Source organism: Paraburkholderia sp. BL9I2N2 (assembly GCF_004339745.1).
Classification (GTDB): domain Bacteria; phylum Pseudomonadota; class Gammaproteobacteria; order Burkholderiales; family Burkholderiaceae; genus Paraburkholderia.
This window is the reverse complement of the sequence record NZ_SMGP01000001.1, coordinates 1,866,234-1,886,490: the sequence shown is the minus strand read 5'-3', so window position 1 is coordinate 1,886,490 and position 20,257 is coordinate 1,866,234. Positions and strand designations below refer to the sequence as shown.

The following is a 20,257-nucleotide window of genomic DNA, read 5'->3' as shown; positions in this document are numbered from 1 at the left end:
TCCATGAGCCTTCTGTCGATTCAGGCGCCGTCCGCTGTCGTCGTGATCCGCCCGCACTGTTTTTATCCCAACCCCGAGACGGCAAGCGACAACGCGTTTCAGCGCACCGGCGGCTTCCCAGATCCCAATGAAGCGGGATCGCTAGCGGCCGCCGCCTATGACGAAGTGACGGCCGCTGCGGCGGCGTTGGAAGCCGCGGGCGTGCGCGTTCATCTCTTCGAGGACCACGGAACACGGGGCACGCCCGATTCCGTGTTCCCGAACAACTGGTTCTCGACGCACCCCGGCGGGCACGTCGCGTTGTATCCGATGCACTGCGTCAACCGCCGGCGTGAGCGCAGAAGCGATGTGATCGAGATGTTCAAGGCACAGTATCGCGTGCAGGACGTCATCGACTATTCGGGACTCGAATACGACGACGTGTTTCTCGAAGGCACGGGAGCCATGGTGCTGGACCACATCGCGCGCATCGCGTATGCCGTGCGCTCGCGCCGCGCGGATCCGGTGGCGCTCGAACGGTTCTGCACGAACTTCAACTTCGAGCCGGTATGCTTCGACGCGGTCGACTCGGCAGGTCTCGCGGTCTATCACACCAACGTCATGATGAGCGTCGCAACAGAGTTCGCGTTGATCGGGCTCGACCTGATCGCCGATGAACGTCGGCGCGCCGAAGTGAGGGCGCGCCTGATGGAAAGCGGACGCGTCGTGATCGATCTCGACGCCTCGCAGATCGGCAACTTTGCCGCGAACGCGCTTGAACTATCCGGCAGCGGCGGACGCGTGCTCGCGCTTTCGGAGCGGGCCGCGTCATGCCTGACGGCCAGGCAGAAGGCGCTGATCGAACGCTCTGCCCGACTGCTGCCACTGCGCGTGCCCACCATCGAAATGGCCGGGGGCTCGGTCCGCTGCATGCTGGGGGGCATTCATTTGTCGCGGCGACCCGTCTGAACGGCGCGAAGCCGGATGCAACCCGGGATGGACGCGTTCCGGATGGCGGCGCAACTGACGCCGCACTCGACGCGCCTCACGCTTGCCGCTATCTTACGGACACGCACGCTCGAAGGGCACAACCATGGCGACGTTCCGCGGTCTCGTTGCAGTCTTGCTGATCACGCTGCTGTCCGGCTGCGCGAGCCTGCCGCCGCAGACCGGCCGTACCGCGACGCACGCACTGACGGATACGGACGGCACGCGGCTCGCCGTCGCCTTCATCCCGCAGGAGCGCAAGCATCCCGACAACAGCGCGTTCCATCTGCTGTCCAACGGCGTCGATGCCCTGCTCGCCCGCATCGTGCTGACTGAGGCCGCCGAGCGCACGCTCGACCTGCAGTACTACATCTGGCACGACGATCTGACGGGCCGTCATCTGGCCGGCGCGGTGCTCAAAGCCGCCGATCGCGGCGTCAGGGTTCGCGTTCTGCTGGACGATCTGGGCACGGCCGGCGACGACAAGGTTCTGCTCGCGCTCAGCTCTCACCCCAACATCGAAATACGGCTCTTCAATCCGATCGCCAATCGGTCCTTCAAGAAGCTGGGCATGGCGCTCGAGTTCAGACGGATCAATCGGCGCATGCACAACAAGGCATTGATCGCGGACAATCAGGCCGCCATTCTCGGCGGCCGCAATATCGGCGACGAGTACTTCGGCGCATCCAGCGAGGTCGACTTTGGCGACCTCGACGTGCTGACTTTCGGGCCCGTCGTCCACAAGGTCTCCAATGCTTTCGACGAATTCTGGAACTCGGATGCCGCCTATCCGATCGCCAGCCTGACCGGACATCCCGCCGAGCCGGACTCGCTGCCGGCTTATCGTGCCAAGCTCACGGCGTTCATCGCCTCCGAGCGCGATTCGCCGTACGTCACGCAGGTCAAGGCACGCCTCGGCGAAACGCTGAACGCGCGCGACACCGATTTCTCCTGGGGCAAGGCGACCCTCCTGTACGACGATCCCGCCAAAATCACACGCTCGCCCGACGATCCACAGGGACATCTGCTGTCGCAATTCAATGCGTTGAGTATCGAGCCCGCGAAAGAAGTGCTGATCATCTCGCCGTACTTCGTCCCCGGCAAAAAGGGCGTGGAATGGATGCGCGCGCAAACGAAGCGCGGCGTGCGCGTGACCGTGCTGACGAACTCGCTCGCCGCGACCGACGTCGCGGTGGTTCACGCGGGATATCAACGTTATCGCAAGGATCTGCTAGACGCCGGCGTGCATCTGTATGAGTTGAAGCCCGTTGTCGACAGGAACGCCGGCGAAGACGCCGGCCAGAAAAAGAAATCGATCCTGGGCTCTTCAAAGGCCTCGCTGCATGCGAAGACCTATGTGTTCGACAGAACCAGCATCTTCATAGGCTCGATGAATCTCGATCCTCGTTCGATCACGCTCAATACGGAAATCGGCGTGTACTGCGAAAGTGCCCCACTCGCCGCACAAGTCGCGGATGGAGTCGAGCCGAAGCTCGATCAGATCGCGTGGCGGCTCGAAACCCGCACGGATGCGAATGGCACGAGCCGGATCGTATGGATCGACACCGCGCCGGATGGCAAGGTCAGCGAACTCGACGAACCCGGCGTGTCCAGCATGAAGCGTGTCGGCATCTGGTTCCTCGGTTTGTTGCCGATCGAGTCGCAGTTGTGATGAAGCGGCCCGGCTGTGGGCGCCATAGCAACGGCGCAGAGGTGGGAAGGTTGCGCCGGCGAAAAATCAGGGGCCGCCGTACTACCGTTTGATCCTCAAATACGCCCGGCTGATCGCGGGCCGCGTATGCACCCATAACCGCGAGGCGAGCCACGAAGCCGGCCGGTCACGCACTTCCAAACGAGTGATCGAGCGAGTCGCGCCGTCATGACGTCCCGGATAGTTCGAACCCGCCTCGCACGTGTAAAAGTGACGGAAGCCGGCCTGAGCCGCAATGCGCCGATAGTCGTCGTCGTGGTATCCCTGCGGCCAGCACAGATGATCCGATACGGCGCCCAGTCTTTGCTCCAGCATGGCGCGCGCGCTGGCGAGATCGCGTGTCAGCCCGGCGCACTTCTCCTCTGCGTTGGCGGAGACTCGATCCCACCGCACATGGCTATGCGTATGACTGTGAAACTCGAACGTGCCGGCTTCACGCATCGCGTCGATCTCCGACCACCGAAGAATGGCGCGATCGGCTTCACCGCTTTCGATCGCGACCTCGCCATCACGGTGATTGAGCAATGCAGGCAGCGCGCCGCCCGAACGCGCGTGCGCACGCACCGGTCCTTCGCCGATCCAGCTCGTCACCAGAAAGCACAACGCGGTCAATCCATGTGCCTGTAGGACCGGGTGCGCATGCACCCAGTTGTCGAGGTAGCCGTCGTCGAAAGTCAGCACGACGGACTTCTTCGGCAATGGCTCGCCCGCCAGATAGGCCGACAGTTGCGCACTGCCGACGGTCGTGTACCCCGCCTCGGCCAGATACGCCATTTGCGCGGCAAAGTGTTCCGGCGACACCGTGATCATGCCTGGCGAGGTGCTGATGTGGTGATACATCAGCACGGGCACCGCGCGGGCGAACTTCGTCATGCCGCCGCCCGCCGTTCGCCGTAGTAAGCGCGCCGGGCGTAGATGCCGCGCATATAGCAGTCGATGGTCTCGTTCGCCATGGCGTCCACCGTGAAGCGGTTATCGGTCTTCAGACGCGCGGCCAGTCCCAGGCGCTCGCGCAGCGGCGCATCGTCGATCAGACGCGCCAGTGCGCTCCTCAACGCATCGATGTCGTGCGCCGGCACGAGCAGGCCATTCACGCCGTCGTCGATCAACTCGGGCACGCCGTCGACGCGCGTGCCGATCACCGGCAAACCCACCGCCATCGCTTCGATAAACGATTGTCCGAGCGCTTCCTGATGCGTCGGCAAAACGAACAGATCGCAGCCGCGCAGCACGTTGGTAATGTCCGTGCGAAAGCCGAGCAGATGGATACGCTGGGACAAGCCCATGTCATCGACAATCGTCTTGATCTTCTCGAACCACACGCCGTCGCCCGCCATCACGACATGCAGACTGGGACGCTCGGCCAGCATCGGCCTGACGGCCGCGATCAGGTCTTCGTGGCCTTTCTTCTCGCGGACGATCGCCACCATGCCGGCGACAACCGTGTCGGCGTTCAGTCCGAGTTCATCGCGCAACGTGGAGCAGGTCCCCGCTTCCGGCTTCAGGATGCCGTCGTAAATCGTCTCGACGCGGTGTTCCTGCACGCCCGCGGAGATCAGGTACTTCCGCACATGATGGCTGACCGCGACGACGCGATGAGGAATCCAGTTGTACGTGGCAAGCGATGTGATCGGCAACGCCAGATGCCGCGTGCGCACGATGAACGGCGTCCGCGCGAGCCGCCCCGCCATGCCGGCGACGAGGCTGTCATGGCCGCTGTGCGTATTCAGCACATTGAAGCGACGACGCTCGAGCAGCGACCGGATCGTGAGCATGGAGCGCAGATCCGCGCCCGCCCGCATGCGCGCGTAATGCACCTGAAAGCCTTCAGCGTGCGCGCGAATCCCAAGACACGCGTCTTCCGGACAAACGAGTTCGACGTTATGACCCAGCGCTCGCAACGCGATCATTTCCTTGAGCGTGCGAACCTCCTGGCCTCCCCATCCCCGTGACGACTCACTATGGAGAACACTTAATGCTTTCATGCGCTGACAGTCTCCCCGGACCCTTGCTGTGTACGACGACCCGGTTTGTAATCGTTGGTAATATTTACCCCGGACCGCTGCGACCTTAGGGCAAACGCAGTGTTCATGGGGGGAAGCGAATGTGAAGTTGCGTCAGCCGATGACGGCTGACGTCCGTGTTAAACGGACTGGCATGACTTCTCGTTGACACTCGACTTTCAAGTTGTGGCGGGAGTATTTGGGTAGCCTCCCGTTTTGTAAATAGCCAAACTCACTGACCCGGACGGATTGAATCGGCGCAAACGTTATCGCCGGGTAAGTGTTGGTTTTTGCGCAGTTGAAGCGGCGGGGAAAAGGAGAGAACGCAGAAAGCGCTTGACTGGGAATGACGTTTAGCGTGGGTTGAAGGCATCGGCGATGCCTTCAGTTTTTGCCGTGGTAGCGACTGCTGCTTCGACCGATCGGAGCCGGTCGTATTGCGGAGGATCGGGCCGCCGCGGTGTGCCAGGCGACCTCACTCAAATGACCGATTTTCTAAGAGGAATAGTCAATAGGCCGCGCTGGCAATTTTAGTTTGTTCGCTTACACCGTCGTCAGCTTCGCCTCCAGGAACGGCATGATATTGCCCATCGCGCGGGACAGGTAGGCCTCTTTCTCTCCGACCGGAGCGACGTAATGCAGTGCGCTCTGCGCCGCGTCGATCCCCTCCAGACGGGCGATGATCCAGGCGGCGAGATAAGCCGAAGCCAGACAGCCTCCGGCGGTCGCCACGTTGCCGCTGGCGAAAATGGGCTGATTCAACACGTCGATACCCGCTTCCTGAACCCACGGCCTGGTGGTGAGATCGGTACATGCCGGCACGCCATCGAGCAGGCCCAACCTGGCGAGAACAAGCGTGCCGGAACACTGCGCGGCCAGCAGCTGTTTCGACGGGTCGAGTTGCAACTGCGCCATCAACGCACTATCGGCGACGACTTCACGCGTCTGTCTGCCGCTGCCCACGATCACCGCATCGGCAGTACAGGCCTCTTGCAGTGAAGCCTGGGCTTCGATGACCACGCCATTCATCGACTTGACCCGCGCGGTGGGACAAGCGATCGACACCCGCCAGCCTGGCTTCTTGACGCGATTGAGGACGCCGAGCGCGATAAGCGAGTCGAGTTCGTTGAAGCCTTCGAAAGTAAGGATGGCGATGTGCATGATGTTGTCGTCCATGAGCCCAAGGGGCGCTGACTGTTGGCGGCCGCTTCATGAGGCCGCGGCACTAAAGCCGGCAGGTCCCGCGACGGCGCAAACAGAGTTGCGATGTGACATCGTATGGCCGAGAATCAATACAATCAAATAATTGTCATGGATACATTTGCGCATGCCCACCTCGCGGTACAAATTGCTGGTCGACAGAATGGCGACCGAGATTCGGACGGGACGCCTCGCGCCCGGCACGCGCTTGCCGACTCACCGGCAGCTCGCCGCCAAGGAGGGACTTGCGCTGGTCACCGCGTCGCGGGTCTATGCCGAACTCGGGGCGATGGGATTGGTCAGCGGCGAAACCGGCCGCGGCACCTTCGTGCGAGAAATATCCCTGCCTCCGCGCCTGGGCGTCGACCAGCATGCCGGCGACGCGGGTTTGACGGACCTCAATTTCAACAATCCGTCCCTCCCCGGTCAGGCCGAACTTCTCAGAAGCGCCCTGCGCCAACTCGCGTCCTCCGGCGACCTGGATGCGCTATTGCGCTATCAGCCGCACGGCGGCCGGACGCATGAACGGGAGATCGTCGCGCGTCACCTGGCGTGCCGGGGGCTCGCTGTCAAAGGCGATCAGGTCGTGATCGTGAACGGCGCGCAGCATGGTTTGACAGCAACCGTTCTAGCGCTCCTGAAGCCCGGCGATGTGGTCGCGGTCGACGCGTTGACCTATCCGGGGTTCAAGGTGCTAGCCGAAACGATCCGGCTCGAACTGGCGCCGATTCCGGTTTCCGACCAGGGCCCCGACCTGAACGCGCTCGAACGCTTGTGCCGAAGCAGAAAAGTGCGTGCCATCTACACGATGCCGACACTCCATAACCCGCTAGGCTGGGTCATGAACGCGCATTGTCGGCACGAGTTGGCGGCGCTTGCCCGAAAGCACGGATTGCTCATCATCGAGGACGCCGCGTATGCCTTCCTCGCGCAAGACCCGCCGCCCCCGTTGGCAGCGCTCGCACCTGAGACGACGGTGTACGTCTCGGGACTGTCGAAAAGCATCGCCACCGGCCTGCGAGTCGGTTTCGTTGCCGCCCCCGACCGCTGGGTCGCGCCGATCGAGCGTGCGATCCGGGCCACCACCTGGAACACGGCCGCGGTGATGACCGCGATTGCCTGCGGCTGGCTGGACGATGGCACCGTCGCACGTCTGGAGATAGAGAAGCGCGAGGATGCGAGGCTCCGGCAATCGATGGCCGCCGAGGTCCTCGCCGGACTGCGACGCGTTTGTCATCCGGTGTCCTACTTCCTCTGGCTTCCTCTCGCAGAGGAGGTTCGCGCGGACGTGGTTGCGATGGCGCTCGTGCGCGAGGGAATTTCAGTCTCGACTGCCGAGCCTTTCTCGACTTCGGAACATGTACCGCATGCGATTCGCGTGGCGCTTGGTTCTGTTGAATTGACCACGCTCCGGGAGTCGTTGGAAACGATTAGACGCGTGATCGCCTCTTACACCTATTGAGTGGCTTAAGCGGAAGCGCTCCTTTCGTCGGAAATAGCGAACGGCCGTTGTCACGTCGACCCGACGCTTCGCCGGTGTGCCAACACCGCCGAGAAAAATTATCGATCCGCAGGCTGTTTTCGATCAGCAATTTCACGAGCGGCACCTCACGCGATTTTGGCTACCACGCGGGCACCGTACGATTTCCATCAGCCTGCGCGACAAGCAAAAGGCCCCGAGTCGTGCCTCCGATGCATCAGCCCCGTCTCCATTTCTGCGAGTATCCGATCGTGAAAACACTGAAGTGCACCACCGCCATGTTTGCTCTGGCACTAGCGACGTCGCCGTTGTCGGCTCGCGCGGACGTCACCGTGAAAATCGGCCAGGTGTCGCCGCTGACCGGCGAACTCTCGCACATCGGCAAAGATGACGAGAACGGCGTCAGGCTCGCAATCGAGGATCTGAACAGCAGGAAACTGCGTATCGGCGGACAGACCGTGACGTTCGCGCTCGACTCCCAGGATGACGCCGCCGATCCCAAGACGGCAGTGACCGTGGCGCAAAAACTCATCGATGACAAGGTGGCGGGCGTCGTGGGACATGCGAATTCCGGCACGTCCATTCCCGCATCCAAGATCTATTCCGACGCCGGTATTCCGATGATCACGGAGTCCGCGACCAACCCGAAGCTGACGGCGCAAGGCTACAAGTCGGTGTTTCGCATGGTTGCCAATGACGTCAGACAGGGAACGGTTATCGGCACCTACCTCGTCAAGGATCTGAAGGTGTCCAGGGTCGCCATCGTCGATGACCGCACGGCATACGGGCAGGGCCTCGCCGACGAGGTCGAAAAGGCCGTCAAGGCGGCGGGTGGCACCGTCGTGGTTCGAGAATACGGAACGGACAAAACGACCAACTGGATGGCCGTGCTGACCACGATCAAGAGTCATGTTCCGACTGGCATCGTGTTTACGGGTGGCGATACGCAGGCAGCCTCGTTCGCGCAACAGGCGCAGAAACTCGGCCTGAAGGCGAAACTGATTGCAGGCGATGAAGCGTGCACGCCGCAGTTCATCAAGCTGGCCGGATCGGCCATGACGGACAACATGTACTGCACGCTCGCAGGCGTGCCGCCTGCGAAGATGCCGCAGGGCGACGCCTTCTTCAAACGCTTCCAGCAGCGCTTCGGCACGCCTGTGCAGCTCTACGCGCCGTATGCATACGACGCCGTGATGGCCATGGCGGGCGCGATGCAGGCAGCCGACTCCACCGACCCGAAGGTCTACCTCGCCAGGCTCCAGACTTTGAAAATAGATGGCGTAACCGGCCCCATCCAGTTCGATGCGAATGGCGACATCCGCAATGGCGCGATCACCGTTCGCCAGTTCGGGCAAGGCGACTGGCACGACCGCAGCGTCGTCAGATAGCGACGGGCTATTCGTCGAGATCGACCGGCACCGTCAAGCCGACCTTGACGCGGCTCATGCTGACCAGCGTCTTGAAGCGCTTGACGTTGTTATTCGCGAAGAAGAGTTGCCGGGTCAACTCGTTGTATTGCTCCATATGCCGCACCGTCATGACGAGCACGAAGTCCCACTCGCCGGCGACGTAATAGCACTGCTGAACTTGCGGACACTGTGAGAACGTCCGCTTCATCGCGTCCAACAGGTCGATCTGTTCGCTCTCGACCTCGATGGACGTGATGATCGTGAGAGGCGAACCCACCTTCTCCGGCGAAACGATTGCGGCATACCGTTCGATCACGCCCTCGTCGGCAAGACGGCGCAGGCGCCGGTTCACGGCGGCAGTGGACAGACTGACGCGTGACCCAAGCTCGTTCTGCGGGATCTGCGCGTCTTCCTGTACTTCGCGCAGCAGCTTTCTGTCGAAGGTATCGAGAGTCGTGGCCATAGTCGTGCTTCAACCCGGTTAAATGAGATTTTTTTTCATAAAGAGCCTGCATTTTGCGTCATATCGGCGCGGATCAAGCAATATTATTTTGGTGGAAGGTGACATGTCGAGGACGGCGTCCCGCCCTTTTCCCGACTGAAATCACTTTGTCCAACCGTCTTTCCGGAGTCGAATTGCAATGCTCATCGCCAACAAGCATGCGTCGCGTACCTGCTACCCCAATGACCTGACGCAGATCCTGAACGTTGCGGCGGCCCAGCAAAGCCGTGCATGGCTGTCACATTGGGATCACCTCAATCCAAAGGCAACGCCGCTCCGGGATTTACCCGATGCCGCGGCGCGACTCGGCGTCGCGAAGCTGTGCGTGAAAGACGAGTCCGTGCGTTCCCCACTCGGCAGCTTCAAGGCGCTGGGCGCACCCATCGCACTGGTCCGGCTGATCCTGCGCCTTTGGCCGATGCACGACCTCGACGCAGTTGCCGTGATCGAGGGACGCTGCAAGGACATGCTCACCCATCTGACGGTGATCAGCGCAACGGACGGTAACCACGGCAAGGCGTTGGCGGCGGCCGCGCAAACGGTCGGCTGTGAATGCGTGATCGTGCTGCATGCCAATGTGAGCGTCGAACGCGAGCAGGCGATCGCCGCGTACGGCGCGAAGATCATCCGCATCGCGGGCAACTACGACGAGTCGGTCGAAGAGGCAGCCCGCCTTGCTGCTGCAAACGGCTGGCATGTCGTGTCGGATACCTCGTACGAAGGCTATGAGGACATTCCTCGCGACGTGATGCAGGGATACGGAACCGTGGTCGCCGAAATCATCGAGCAAAGCGCCAGCGATCAGCACGTCCCGGCATTCACCCACGTCTTTCTGCAAGGCGGCGTGGGCGGCCTTGCCGCGGGTATCGCGAGCTTTCTGTGGGAGACCTATGGCGCGGATCGGCCGCACTTCGTGGTGGTCGAGCCGCAACAGGCCGATTGCCTGTATCAAAGCGCGCTCGAGGGCCGCGCGACGAGAGCTAGCGGAGCGATCGATTCTCTTATGGCCGGGCTGGCTTGCGGCGAGACATCGCCGCTCGCGTGGAAAATCCTGCAGCCTTGCATCGATCACTTCATGACCATCCAGGACGACGACGCGATCACTGCCATGCGCACATTGGCCGCCGGCTCCGCGCGCGATGTGCCGCTAGTGGTTGGCGAGTCGGGCGCTGCGGGTTTCGCAGGCCTGACCGCTTTAATGAGCGACGCGAACCTGGCGCGAGCAGTCGGACTGAATGCGGATTCGCGCGTGCTCGTCATCAGCACGGAAGGTGCGACCGCGCCCTCCGTCTACGCGCAATGCGTGGGCGAAACCGCTGCGTCGGTGCTGGAGCGTCAGGCCGATTGGCTCGGCCATCTTGCTCACTCATCGGCGGATATGGCATGACGCGTCGGCATGCATTGAATTCGAACAGGATCTGAAACCATGGAAACGTCCCTGCAATCGCAGTTGAAAAGCTGGCGTCAGCATCTGCACCAGCATCCGGAAACCGGCTTCGAGGAAGTCGCGACCGCCGATTACGTGGCGAACATTCTGCAAACGCTCGGCCTCGAAGTCCACCGTGGAATCGGCGGTACCGGACTCGTCGCCAATCTCACCGTTGGGCCGGGAAAAGGCGTGATCGGACTGCGTGCCGATATGGACGCGCTCAATATCCTCGAAAACGCGCCTGACCGTTCGCACGCGTCGTGTACGCACGGCAAGATGCACGCGTGTGGTCACGACGGCCATATGTCCATGATCCTCGGCGCGGCGCGCCTGCTTTGCGAGCGGCGAGACTTCAACGGTACGGTGCGGTTTATCTTCCAGCCGGCGGAGGAACACGGCCGCGGCGCAAAAGCGATGATGAGCGACGGACTCTTCGAGCGCTTCCCTGTCGACGCAATTTTCGGTGCGCACAATATGCCGGGCCAGCGGGCCGGCACATTCGCGACCCGAGCCGGCGGAATCATGGCGAGCGAGGATAACTTCGTCATCCATATCAAGGCGCGCGGCACGCACGCGGCGCGGCCGCACATGGGCGTGGATCCCATCGTGATCGCGTCGCAAATCGTGCTGGCGCTTCAGACCATCGTTTCGCGCAACCTGGATCCGGGCTTACAGGCGGTGATTTCCTGCACCGAGTTCATCACGGACGGCATTCGCAACGTCATCCCGTCGAATGTGACGATCAAAGGCGACACGCGCAGCTACGCGCCGGAGGTGCAGCACATGCTCGCCACCCGCATGCGAGAAATCAGCGAAGGGATCTGCCACGCGCACGGGGCGCAGTGCTCGTTCGAATACACGCACGAATTTGCACCGACCGTGAACTCGGGGGATTATGTGGAGCTTGCGGTCTCGGCGGCTCGCAATATCGTCGGCGCTGAAAACGTCGAAGCCAACGTGCAGCCCATGATGATCTCCGAGGACTTCGGCGCCTTCCTGCAGGTCGTGCCGGGCAACTTTGCTTTCATCGGCAACGGGGATACGGGCAAGACGGGCGGCGTGCCGTTGCATAATTCAACCTATGACTTCAATGATGATATTTTGCTAACCGGCGCGCGATACTTCGCGGAAATAGCGAGGCTCGCACTACCTCTCGCCTGAAGCCGCTGATAAGCTCGTCAATGTTTGTCGAGAGTCGGGCGATAAGGGCCGCCTCCTCCACATCATTACGAACGCGGACACCGCCATGAAAGCTACCCCGGTTGTTGAAGACGCCATCTTTCACGCCCCGGAAGTCGTCGCCCTGCGGCAGAATCTTGCGCTGGCACTGCGTGCCGCCGCGCATCACGGTCTCGGCGAAGGGATATGCAATCACTTCAGTATCGCACTGCCCGGAAACCGCGGCCTCTTCCTGCTGAATCCGCGCGGCCTGATGTGGAGCGAAATCACGGCGGACGACATCGTCATCGTGGACGGTCTCGGCAATCGCGTCGCCGGCCGGCACGAGGTCGAGCCCACCGCCATGTTCATCCACGCGGCGGTCCATAACATCGCGGGCAAGCATTGCGTGCTGCATACGCATATGCCCTACGCGACGGCGTTGACGCTGACCGAAGACTGCGGCCTCGATACCACGCTGTCGCAAAACGCAATGCGCTTTCACGGCCGGATCGCACTGGACCGCGAGTACAACGGCCTGGCACTGGATGCCGGAGAAGGCGAACGGATCGCGCATGCAATGAATGGCAGCGACATCGTATTCCTCGGCAACCACGGCGTGGTGGTGTGCGGCGAGCGCATCGACTACGCGTACGATGATCTTTACTATCTGGAGCGGGCTTGCCAAAGCCAGGTGTTGGCGCTTTCCACGGGGCGGCCACTGAAGCCGGTGGACCCTGCCCTTGCGGCTCGCGTGGCAAATCAGGTGCAAAGCGAGCGGGCGCAGTCGGAACTGTTCTTCACGGCATTGAGGCGCACACTTGGCGAACCTGAGTAACAGTACACGCAGTGCCCCTATGCCCCGGACAATGGCGAGGCGGGGTTGCAGCCACGCCGCGTTTCGTGCAGAGTAGCAACTAATGAAAGACGAGGAAGCGAACCCGCGATCCGTCTCGATCATGTCGGCGCAGTATCCCCGCTATTGAATAGAAACGAGTACAGCACGAGCAGCAGAACATCATGGACTTTTTGAGCATTCTCCCGCAACGACCTCCGGTGCCCGCTATGGCGGCCGGAGTCTGCTCGAGAACTCAATATGCGCGACAGGGAGGCTAAGCGCCTGCGCCTCGCGTGAGAATCGATGATCCGGACGCCCCTTGCGGGCGTTTTTTCATTTCAGGCCTGTTTTTACGCTGAATTCTGAATCCGGAGCACATCATGAAATTCTCACAGCATTTTTTCGCCAACAGTTTCTTCGAGCAGGACAACACCCGGCTGGAACTGACCGACCTCGCCCGCAAGGCATGCCTCGTCCATCAGGACGCCGCGGGACTTTACTCCTGGATGTCGCTCGGCCTGAGAGCGCAGCGGCGCGTCGAGAGCGTCGTGCGCGAGGAGATGGAGCGCGCCGGCTTTTGCGAAATCCAGATGAGCCTGTTGCAGGACGCCGATCTGTGGCGGCAAACCGGGCGACTGGACGTGTATGGCGACGAGCTGATGCGGCTCACGAGCCGCTCCGGCCGGCTCTTTTGCCTCGGCGCCACATGCGAGGAATTGGCCACCAACATGGTCAAGACGCACTACAACAGGACGGACATGAGTCTGGGCCTCTATCAGTTCGGCAACAAATACCGCGACGAACTGAGGACGCGCGGCGGCCTCGCACGCGCCAAGGAGTTCATCATGAAAGACGGCTACGCCTTCAATGCCACGGAAGACGGCGCGCGCGCAGCATATGAGGCCGTTCGTGAAGCCTATCAGCGCATCTTCAGGCGACTGGGGCTCGCCGCCATCGTCAAGTCCAGCGACAACGGGGAAATCGGCGGCCAAAGCTCGGAGGAGTTTCATGTCCTCAGCGAACTCGGCGAGGACGAGACCGACGGCAAGAAATCACTCGAATGTGCGCACATTTTCGACCTGGGCGACCGTTACTCCAAGGCTATGGGACTGGTGAACGCCAAAGGCGAATTCGTCAGAATGGGCTGCTTCGGCGTGGGCGTTTCACGCCTCGCCATGTTGCTCCTCAGCCGGCAGCGCGACGAGCGCGGCTTTTGGGGCAGCGAGTCGTTGAACACCTTCGACGTCGTGCTCACCGTCATCGACTGGGAGCGTCAGGAACGGCAGGAGGCCGCCCAGGCGCTGCAACGCGAACTGCAAGCAAAAGGATTGAGCGTGCTGGTCGACGATCGTCTGGCGCAAGCCGGAAAAAAGCTCGCCGACGCCGAGTTGATCGCATGCCGGCAACGCGTGGTGGTCAGCGGCAAAGCACTCGCGTCGGGCCGCTTCGAATGGATGGACCGGCGAACCCTGGCGCGTGAGGAGGCGTCGGCGGCGGAGATTGTGGCGCTTTGCGCGAGTTAGTTAGCCTTGGCGCGTGTGCGCTTCGGCATCTGTTTCGGGCGCGCCCAGATCGTTGCTGATCCGCACACGCTCCGGTTGGCCGGCCGCGCCACTTCGATCACCCGTGTGATTCAACCCGCCGTCCATCCTCCGTCAACGACCAGATTCGCGCCCGACATCAAGGCCGAGTCGTCGCTCGCCAGAAAAGCGGCGGCGCTGGCGACTCATGTCGTTCTCTCGCGCCGGGATTTCATGCGTGCTGACAGGGCTTGCGCAATGAACTCCTCACTGAAGCCACTTCCGCACATCCTTCTCCCATTCCGGGTCGCCGCAGCCTTGCGGGTTTTCCGGCCCGAGCACGGTAATGTAGCCTTTGCTCTTCATGCACGATTCGTAAGCGCGAACCTTCGTGCATTGACCCGGGCCCGCGTTGCGCGACACCGTTTTGCATTGCGCGATCGTCCTGTCCATCGGACCGAAGTCCATATCGCTTGCCTGATTGAGCATCGGCGCGTCGGCGCCCGAGGCGGAGAATTCGACGGGGCCGGTCTGCGCGCAGGCACTCAATGCACCGGCCAATATGGTAATGAAGAGAAGATGGACACGCGGTTGCATGGGGCGGCTCCTGTTTGGCAGAGGTTGCGAAATCATACGCCCGCGCGGGTGTATATCGTTGCCGTTAGCTCGCATGGAAGCGTCGAGCATGCTTCACACGTTTCTCACCAGCGCCCGGTCGTGTCATGATTTGCCTACCGGATCGCTTCGCATCGACCAACGCCTGACCAGCTCCGAACGCCCGCCGGCTTTCACCTCAATGGAAACCTTCAACACCGCCATGACCACGCCCACATCGAATGCTTCCCCTCGTACGGCCCTCGCCCGTCTGAACGCCCTTGGCCTCGCCTTGCCGAACGTGCCCGCGCCGCGCGGCGCGTTCAAACCGTTTTCACGCTCGGGCCAGTTGATCTTCCTCTCCGGACAAATCTGCGAATGGGAAGGCGAAGTGCGATTCAGTGGTCCGGTCGGCGAGGTCCATGACCTTCAAGCCGGACAGCAAGCCGCGCAGATCTGCGCGCTGAACCTGTTGGCGGCGTTGCAACTCGCGCTGGACGGCGACCTGGACCGCGTGCTCTGTTGCCACCGCGTCGGTGGCTTCGTGTACGCGACGCCGGGTTATCCGGACGTGCCGAAAGTGATCAACGGGGCGTCCGATCTTTTCTTCGAGGTGTTCGGCGAGCGCGGCCGGCATGCACGGACGGCGGTCGGCGTCGCCACCCTGCCCGCCGCGGCGTCCGTGGAGGTTGAGGCAATCTTCGAGGTTCGCTAAGGCGTCGCCGTGCCGGCCGTCAGCGTGTCTTCTTTTCCGACATGCGCTTCGGCCGCGAACATATCGACCAGTTCACGGGCGAACAGCGGCAGCGCGTCGAAGTCGCGCACGCAGACATGCAGCCGGCGCAACGCCCAACTATCGGTCAACGCGATCGCGGTGATGCGCATGGTCGGCACGAGCCTGCGCGCCACGGAGTCGGGAATCACGCCGATGCCGACGGTCGCCTCGATCATCCGGCACACTGCATCGAAATTGCCCATCTCCGCGCGAAAGCGGAACGGCCGCCCGGCCTCGGCGGCGGCCCGCACGAGAAACGCGTGAATCGCACTCCATTCCGACAAGCCGACGTAATCGAACGCGAGCGTCTCGGCGAACGCCACCGCGTCACGTCCCTCGAGCACGTGACCGCTCGGCACGATCAGCACCAGACGGTCGTCGCGGCAAGGCAGGTAGCGCAGGTTTTCCGCAGGCGGACAGCCCGCGACAATGCCGAGATCGGCGGCGCCGTCGGCGACCGCCCTTGCAATCGCCTGACTGCCGCTCTCGCGCAGTTCGAGGTCGACATCCGGATGCGAGGCGAGAAAACGGCTCAGGATGTTCGGCATCACCTCCATCATCGCCGTGGTATTGCCGAGCACGCGCAGCCGCCCTTTGACGCCTCGCGCGAATTCCTGCATATCGCCGTGCAACTGTTCGACCTGCGCGATCAGAATGCGCGCATGCCGCATCAGTTCCTCGCCGGAACGCGTGAGCGTCACGCCCTGATTGGTGCGGTACAGCAAAGGTGTGCGGAAATAGTCTTCGAGGTTCTTGATCCGCATGCTGGCCGCGGGCGCCGACAGGTGCGATTTCTCGGCCGCCCGCGTGAGACTCAATGATTCGCCGATGTTCACCATCAACTGCATGTCGGTCAGATCGAAATGCGTCGCCATAACGTGGATTGTCTCCTCAGCGGCAAACCGGGGCACGGGTGTCACGCTTTGCCCGTGACCTCGCGCGTGGCTTATGTTACCTCCTCCGGCGTGCCGCATCATCATGGCGATGTTCGCAACCGCGCATTCAGACCAGGCCCAGGTCTTTGCGCACGTTCGGCAAAAACTCCATCATCGCGACCTGAAACAGGAACTGCGCGCCCTGAATCATGATGAAGTTCATACCGGCGTCGTGCAGCCGTTTGACCCGCTGGCGCATTTCCTCCAACGTATAGGCGTAGCTCGTATTAGCGCCGACCATGATGCCGCGCTGTTGCGCTTTCTTCACACCACGGTCCACCAGCTTCCACAGATCCGGACTATTGAAGTCCGGTTTCTTCGCATTGCCGCCCAGCACTTTCGACAGATCGGTCATCGCGAAGAAGAACATCTTCAGATCGGGATGATCGAGTACCTTGTCGAAGTCGTCGATGCCGCCCTGGCTCTCCACGTGCGGAATGATGTACGTGGCCTGCGCCATCTCGTCGGTGCGCTGCTCCCATTCGCGATTGTTGAACGGATGAATCCAGAGCGCGCGCCGGTGCCAGTCGCGCGCAATTTCGAGCGCTTCGTCGATTTCCTGCAGGCCCGAATGCGAGATCAGCACGTATTCCGCGCCGAGGCCTTGCAAGCGCGACAGATCGACGCCAATGCGCGCATCGTAGCCATGCCACGGATTGGTCTGCATGCGCACGACCGGCGTAATGCCGGCCGCCTCGCAGGTGCGGATCATGTTCTGCACGTCATGGAAGTCCATGCCGGTAAACATCATGTCGATCATGATCCAGTCGAAGCCGAGATGCGCGCACAGTTCCGCGGTTTCGGGATCGTTCGCCCACACGCCGAGTGCCGTGCGGCCCGACTTCATCGTGTCCATCAGCATGTTCTTCGGTTTCATACCCTGCTCCTCCAGACGCCCGGCAACGGGCAGATTACGCAGACGGCCGTCTGCTTCAGTTCGGTGTGACCGGTTGCATGGAACGCGGCGCGCTCCAGCTGCGAAAGCAGGTCTTCAAAATCGCCATGAAGACGATGCCGACCGCCATCTGCAACAGCGAGTAACTCGCGAGCCGCGAGAAATCGCCGACATTCCACGCTTCGAATGCGAGCACGGAGAACGTGCGGTCCGCCGCGGTGTAGAGAATCACGACCATCGAGAGCTCGGTCATGAAGAAGCTGAAGAGCAGCAGCCACGCTGCGATCACGCTGGCGCGAATGAGCGGCAACGTGATTTGCGTGAACGTGCGCAACGGTCCATAGCCGCACACGCGTGCGCTCTCTTCGAGCTCGGGATGCACCTGGATCAGGCTGGCCGACACCGACCGCACCGCATAGGCGGTAAACCGGCCGACGAACGCAAAGACGATGATCAGCGTGGTGCCGTAGACAGAGAGCGGCACGTTGATCCAGAACAGCAGCATGCCGACGCCGAACGCGATGCCCGGCATCGAAATGGGCAGCAGGATCACGTATTCGAGCAGGCCCTTGCCGCGCAGCCGGGTGCGCACCACGATCCACGCGATCACGATGCCCGCGAGCGTCGCCGCAGTCGCGGAAACCACCGAGATGAGCACGCTGTTTTGCAGCGTGAACCAGACGTCGTCCGATTGCAGATAGCCGATCGCCGTGGTGAACGAGTACTCGCCGGACCAGGTGTAGCGCGACAGCGCCGCGGCGATCAGGATTGCGATCGGCGCGAGGATCGTGGACACGACATAGAGCGCCGCAAGCGCGCCGGTGGCCCAGCGCCATGCGCCGAGTTCGACGAGCCGCGGCCGGAACCCCTTGCCGCTGATGGTCGTATAGACCCGCTTGCCGATCAGCACGCGTTGCAGCCACGTCGTGAAGCTCGACAACGCAAGCAGATAGATCGACAGCACGGCCATCACGCCATAGTTGGGCGGCACTTCCTGCGAGCCGATCCAGATGCGCGAGGTCAGCATGAGAATCTGTCGCGACCAGCCGAGTACCACCGGCGTGCCGAACAGGCCGATCGCTATCGTGAATGCGAGGACAGCGCCGGACAGCACGGCCGGCGTGAGTAGCGGAATGGTGATGCGGCGCATGGTCTGCAAGGGCGTGAGGCCGCACACCTGCGCCGCTTCCTCGAGGCTCGGGTCCATGCTGCGCAGCGCCGCCGCGACGATCATCATCACGTACGGCGCGAGATACAGGCCGATCACCATCAGCATGCCCCAGCGGCTGTAGACGTCCAGCACGCCCGGCAAACCGAGCGCCGCGAGGAGCCGGTTCATGATGCCGCTGCGGGGCGCGGCGAGCAGCGCCCACGCGACCGCGCCGACGAACGGCGGAATGAAGATCGGCAACTGGCTGATCCATTGCAATACGCCACGCATCCACGTATCGGTGCGCTCGAAAATCCACGCGAACGATACGCCGAGCAGCGTGGCGATCATCGCAGCGCCGCCCGACACGAACAGCGTGTTGCCCAACGCGTCCCAGTAAATCCGCTTGCCCAGCACTTCGGCGAAGTAACGGCCCGTCACCGACGGCGTGCCCGCGTCCGCGTCGAATACGGCGCGATATAGCACGGCGCACAGCGGCGCGATCACGAGGACGGCGACGGCGCAGCAGATCAGCACGATCGCCATGATCGCCGGCACCTGCTGCATGAACCGGTGGCGCTGCACGGCGTGACGCTCCGAAAGAGGCAGGTCGGCCAAGGTCACGCTCCTATCACGCGTATATCGTCCGCCGCCACTTCGATACTGACCGCGTCGCCCGGCCGGCGTGGACCGGCGTCGAGCTGCACGACGCTCATCTGGCCGAACGCGGTGTCGATCCGGTACTCGGTGCGATTGCCGACGAAACTCGCCTCGGCGACGCGCCCGGCGATCGAGCCGGGTGTACCCGCCTGACGCACGCGCCACTTCTCCGGACGAATGCACAACAGCTCGCCGGGCCGCGGCGGTTGCGCGAGCGCGGCGGGCAACGTCAGGCCGCCGGGCATCGCGAACACCGCGCCGTTCGCGCCCATTTGCCATTCGTAGTCCGCGATGATGTTCGCCCGCCCCAGAAACTCCGCTGCATGACGCGTGGCGGGACGATCGTAGAGATCCTTCGGCGCGCCTTTCTGGATCACCGTGCCGGCGTGATACAGGTAGACGGTGTCCGCTATCGACATCGCTTCTTCCTGATCATGCGTGACGAACAGAATGGTGCGGCCGAGACGCCGCTGCAATTCACGAATTTCGATGCGCATCTCCACGCGCAGTTTCGCGTCGAGATTGCTGAGCGGCTCGTCCATCAGAATGACAGGCGCCTCGGACACGATGGCGCGCGCGAGCGCCACGCGCTGCTGCTGACCGCCTGATAACTGCGTCGCGCTGCGCTCGGCGAACGTGTCGAGGCCGACGAGCCGCAGCGTCGCCATCACCGCGTCGCGTGCCTTGGCGCCGCTCACTCCTGCCGCCCGCAACGGCAGGCCGACGTTTTCGAATACGCTCATATGCGGCCAGATTGCGTACGACTGGAACACCATCGACACATGACGGCGTTCGGGCGGCACCCACAGCGCGGGCGTAGCCTGATACACGGTACGTCCGGCGATCACGATCTCGCCATCCGAAGGCCGCTCCAGTCCCGCGATACAGCGCAACGTCGTGGTCTTGCCGCAACCGCTCGCGCCGAGCAGCACCGAAATCTGCGCCTCGGCGAAACTCTCGCTGACCGACTTCAGCACCGGTTGCGCGCCATAGGATTTTTGCAGGCGGCGAATGATGATCGACATGCGTGGC

Annotated in this window: 18 protein-coding genes and 1 pseudogene; 9 read left to right on the top strand and 10 right to left on the bottom strand. The window is 62.4% G+C overall.

Features of this window, described 5'->3' with window-relative positions; genetic code table 11:
• Window positions 1-3 precede the first annotated feature (3 nt).
• Entirely contained in the window at window positions 4-948 is a 945-nt protein-coding gene (locus tag B0G74_RS08800; protein WP_132374437.1) for an arginine deiminase-related protein, read from the top strand.
• 124 nt (window positions 949-1,072) lie between these two features.
• Window positions 1,073-2,638, top strand: a complete 1,566-nt coding sequence (locus tag B0G74_RS08795) for a phospholipase D family protein (protein ID WP_132374436.1) — start codon at window positions 1,073-1,075, stop codon at window positions 2,636-2,638.
• Between the two features lie 81 nt (window positions 2,639-2,719).
• Here B0G74_RS08795 and B0G74_RS08790 read toward each other — a convergent pair whose 3' ends face one another.
• The 3 genes from B0G74_RS08790 to B0G74_RS08780 form a co-directional block, all read right to left on the bottom strand.
• Window positions 2,720-3,550, bottom strand: coding sequence for a polysaccharide deacetylase family protein (locus tag B0G74_RS08790; protein WP_132374435.1), 831 nt, complete (start codon window positions 3,548-3,550; stop codon window positions 2,720-2,722).
• Window positions 3,547-4,662 carry a glycosyltransferase family 4 protein gene (locus tag B0G74_RS08785; RefSeq protein ID WP_132374434.1) on the bottom strand — a complete coding sequence of 372 codons (1,116 nt, stop codon included), beginning with the start codon at window positions 4,660-4,662 and terminating at the stop codon, window positions 3,547-3,549. The genes B0G74_RS08790 and B0G74_RS08785 overlap by 4 nt, the downstream gene beginning before the upstream one ends.
• A gap of 561 nt (window positions 4,663-5,223) precedes the next feature.
• Window positions 5,224-5,841 carry a DJ-1/PfpI family protein gene (locus tag B0G74_RS08780; protein ID WP_132376893.1) on the bottom strand — a complete coding sequence of 206 codons (618 nt, stop codon included), beginning with the start codon at window positions 5,839-5,841 and terminating at the stop codon, window positions 5,224-5,226.
• A gap of 166 nt (window positions 5,842-6,007) precedes the next feature.
• Here B0G74_RS08780 and B0G74_RS08775 point away from each other — a divergent pair, with 166 nt between their 5' ends.
• The gene (locus B0G74_RS08775) at window positions 6,008-7,342 is read left to right on the top strand and encodes a PLP-dependent aminotransferase family protein (protein WP_132374433.1); all 1,335 of its coding nucleotides are present in this window, start codon (window positions 6,008-6,010) and stop codon (window positions 7,340-7,342) included.
• Window positions 7,343-7,638: 296 nt separating this feature from the next.
• The gene (locus B0G74_RS08770; protein WP_132376892.1) at window positions 7,639-8,748 is read left to right on the top strand and encodes a branched-chain amino acid ABC transporter substrate-binding protein; all 1,110 of its coding nucleotides are present in this window, start codon (window positions 7,639-7,641) and stop codon (window positions 8,746-8,748) included.
• A 7-nt stretch (window positions 8,749-8,755) separates the two neighbouring features.
• Here B0G74_RS08770 and B0G74_RS08765 read toward each other — a convergent pair whose 3' ends face one another.
• The gene (locus tag B0G74_RS08765; protein ID WP_132374432.1) at window positions 8,756-9,232 is read right to left on the bottom strand and encodes an Lrp/AsnC family transcriptional regulator; all 477 of its coding nucleotides are present in this window, start codon (window positions 9,230-9,232) and stop codon (window positions 8,756-8,758) included.
• Between the two features lie 178 nt (window positions 9,233-9,410).
• Here B0G74_RS08765 and B0G74_RS08760 point away from each other — a divergent pair, with 178 nt between their 5' ends.
• From B0G74_RS08760 to B0G74_RS08745, 4 genes are all read left to right on the top strand, one after another.
• A complete protein-coding gene (locus tag B0G74_RS08760; protein ID WP_132374431.1) occupies window positions 9,411-10,658 on the top strand; it encodes a diaminopropionate ammonia-lyase in 1,248 nt (415 codons plus the stop codon).
• Window positions 10,659-10,697: 39 nt separating this feature from the next.
• Window positions 10,698-11,861: a M20 aminoacylase family protein gene (locus B0G74_RS08755; protein ID WP_132374430.1), complete on the top strand. Its 1,164-nt coding sequence runs from the start codon at window positions 10,698-10,700 to the stop codon at window positions 11,859-11,861.
• 85 nt (window positions 11,862-11,946) lie between these two features.
• Entirely contained in the window at window positions 11,947-12,696 is a 750-nt protein-coding gene (locus tag B0G74_RS08750; protein ID WP_132374429.1) for an aldolase, read from the top strand.
• Between the two features lie 380 nt (window positions 12,697-13,076).
• Window positions 13,077-14,219 carry an aminoacyl--tRNA ligase-related protein gene (locus B0G74_RS08745; protein ID WP_132374428.1) on the top strand — a complete coding sequence of 381 codons (1,143 nt, stop codon included), beginning with the start codon at window positions 13,077-13,079 and terminating at the stop codon, window positions 14,217-14,219.
• A gap of 110 nt (window positions 14,220-14,329) precedes the next feature.
• Here B0G74_RS08745 and B0G74_RS08740 read toward each other — a convergent pair.
• Both B0G74_RS08740 and B0G74_RS08735 read right to left on the bottom strand, forming a co-directional pair.
• A pseudogene (locus tag B0G74_RS08740) lies at window positions 14,330-14,410 on the bottom strand (hypothetical protein); the annotation flags it as partial.
• A gap of 73 nt (window positions 14,411-14,483) precedes the next feature.
• The gene (locus B0G74_RS08735) at window positions 14,484-14,813 is read right to left on the bottom strand and encodes a hypothetical protein (RefSeq protein WP_132374427.1); all 330 of its coding nucleotides are present in this window, start codon (window positions 14,811-14,813) and stop codon (window positions 14,484-14,486) included.
• Window positions 14,814-15,012: 199 nt separating this feature from the next.
• Here B0G74_RS08735 and B0G74_RS08730 point away from each other — a divergent pair, with 199 nt between their 5' ends.
• Complete coding sequence (locus tag B0G74_RS08730; RefSeq protein ID WP_243658149.1) at window positions 15,013-15,525, top strand: RidA family protein; 513 nt, start codon at window positions 15,013-15,015, stop codon at window positions 15,523-15,525.
• On the opposite strand, the gene B0G74_RS08725 is transcribed toward B0G74_RS08730, so the two are convergent.
• The 4 genes from B0G74_RS08725 to B0G74_RS08710 all read right to left on the bottom strand — a co-directional run bounded on the left by B0G74_RS08725 (window position 15,522) and on the right by B0G74_RS08710 (window position 20,250).
• The gene (locus tag B0G74_RS08725) at window positions 15,522-16,460 is read right to left on the bottom strand and encodes a LysR substrate-binding domain-containing protein (protein WP_132374426.1); all 939 of its coding nucleotides are present in this window, start codon (window positions 16,458-16,460) and stop codon (window positions 15,522-15,524) included. The genes B0G74_RS08730 and B0G74_RS08725 overlap by 4 nt on opposite strands.
• A 127-nt stretch (window positions 16,461-16,587) precedes the next feature.
• A complete protein-coding gene (locus B0G74_RS08720) occupies window positions 16,588-17,397 on the bottom strand; it encodes an aldolase/citrate lyase family protein (protein WP_132374425.1) in 810 nt (269 codons plus the stop codon).
• A gap of 55 nt (window positions 17,398-17,452) precedes the next feature.
• Window positions 17,453-19,183 (bottom strand): iron ABC transporter permease, encoded by a 1,731-nt coding sequence (locus B0G74_RS08715; protein ID WP_132374424.1) that lies wholly within the window; start codon window positions 19,181-19,183, stop codon window positions 17,453-17,455.
• A 2-nt stretch (window positions 19,184-19,185) separates the two neighbouring features.
• On the bottom strand, window positions 19,186-20,250 hold the full coding sequence (locus B0G74_RS08710; RefSeq protein ID WP_132374423.1) for an ABC transporter ATP-binding protein: 1,065 nt from the start codon (window positions 20,248-20,250) through the stop codon (window positions 19,186-19,188).
• Window positions 20,251-20,257 lie beyond the last annotated feature (7 nt).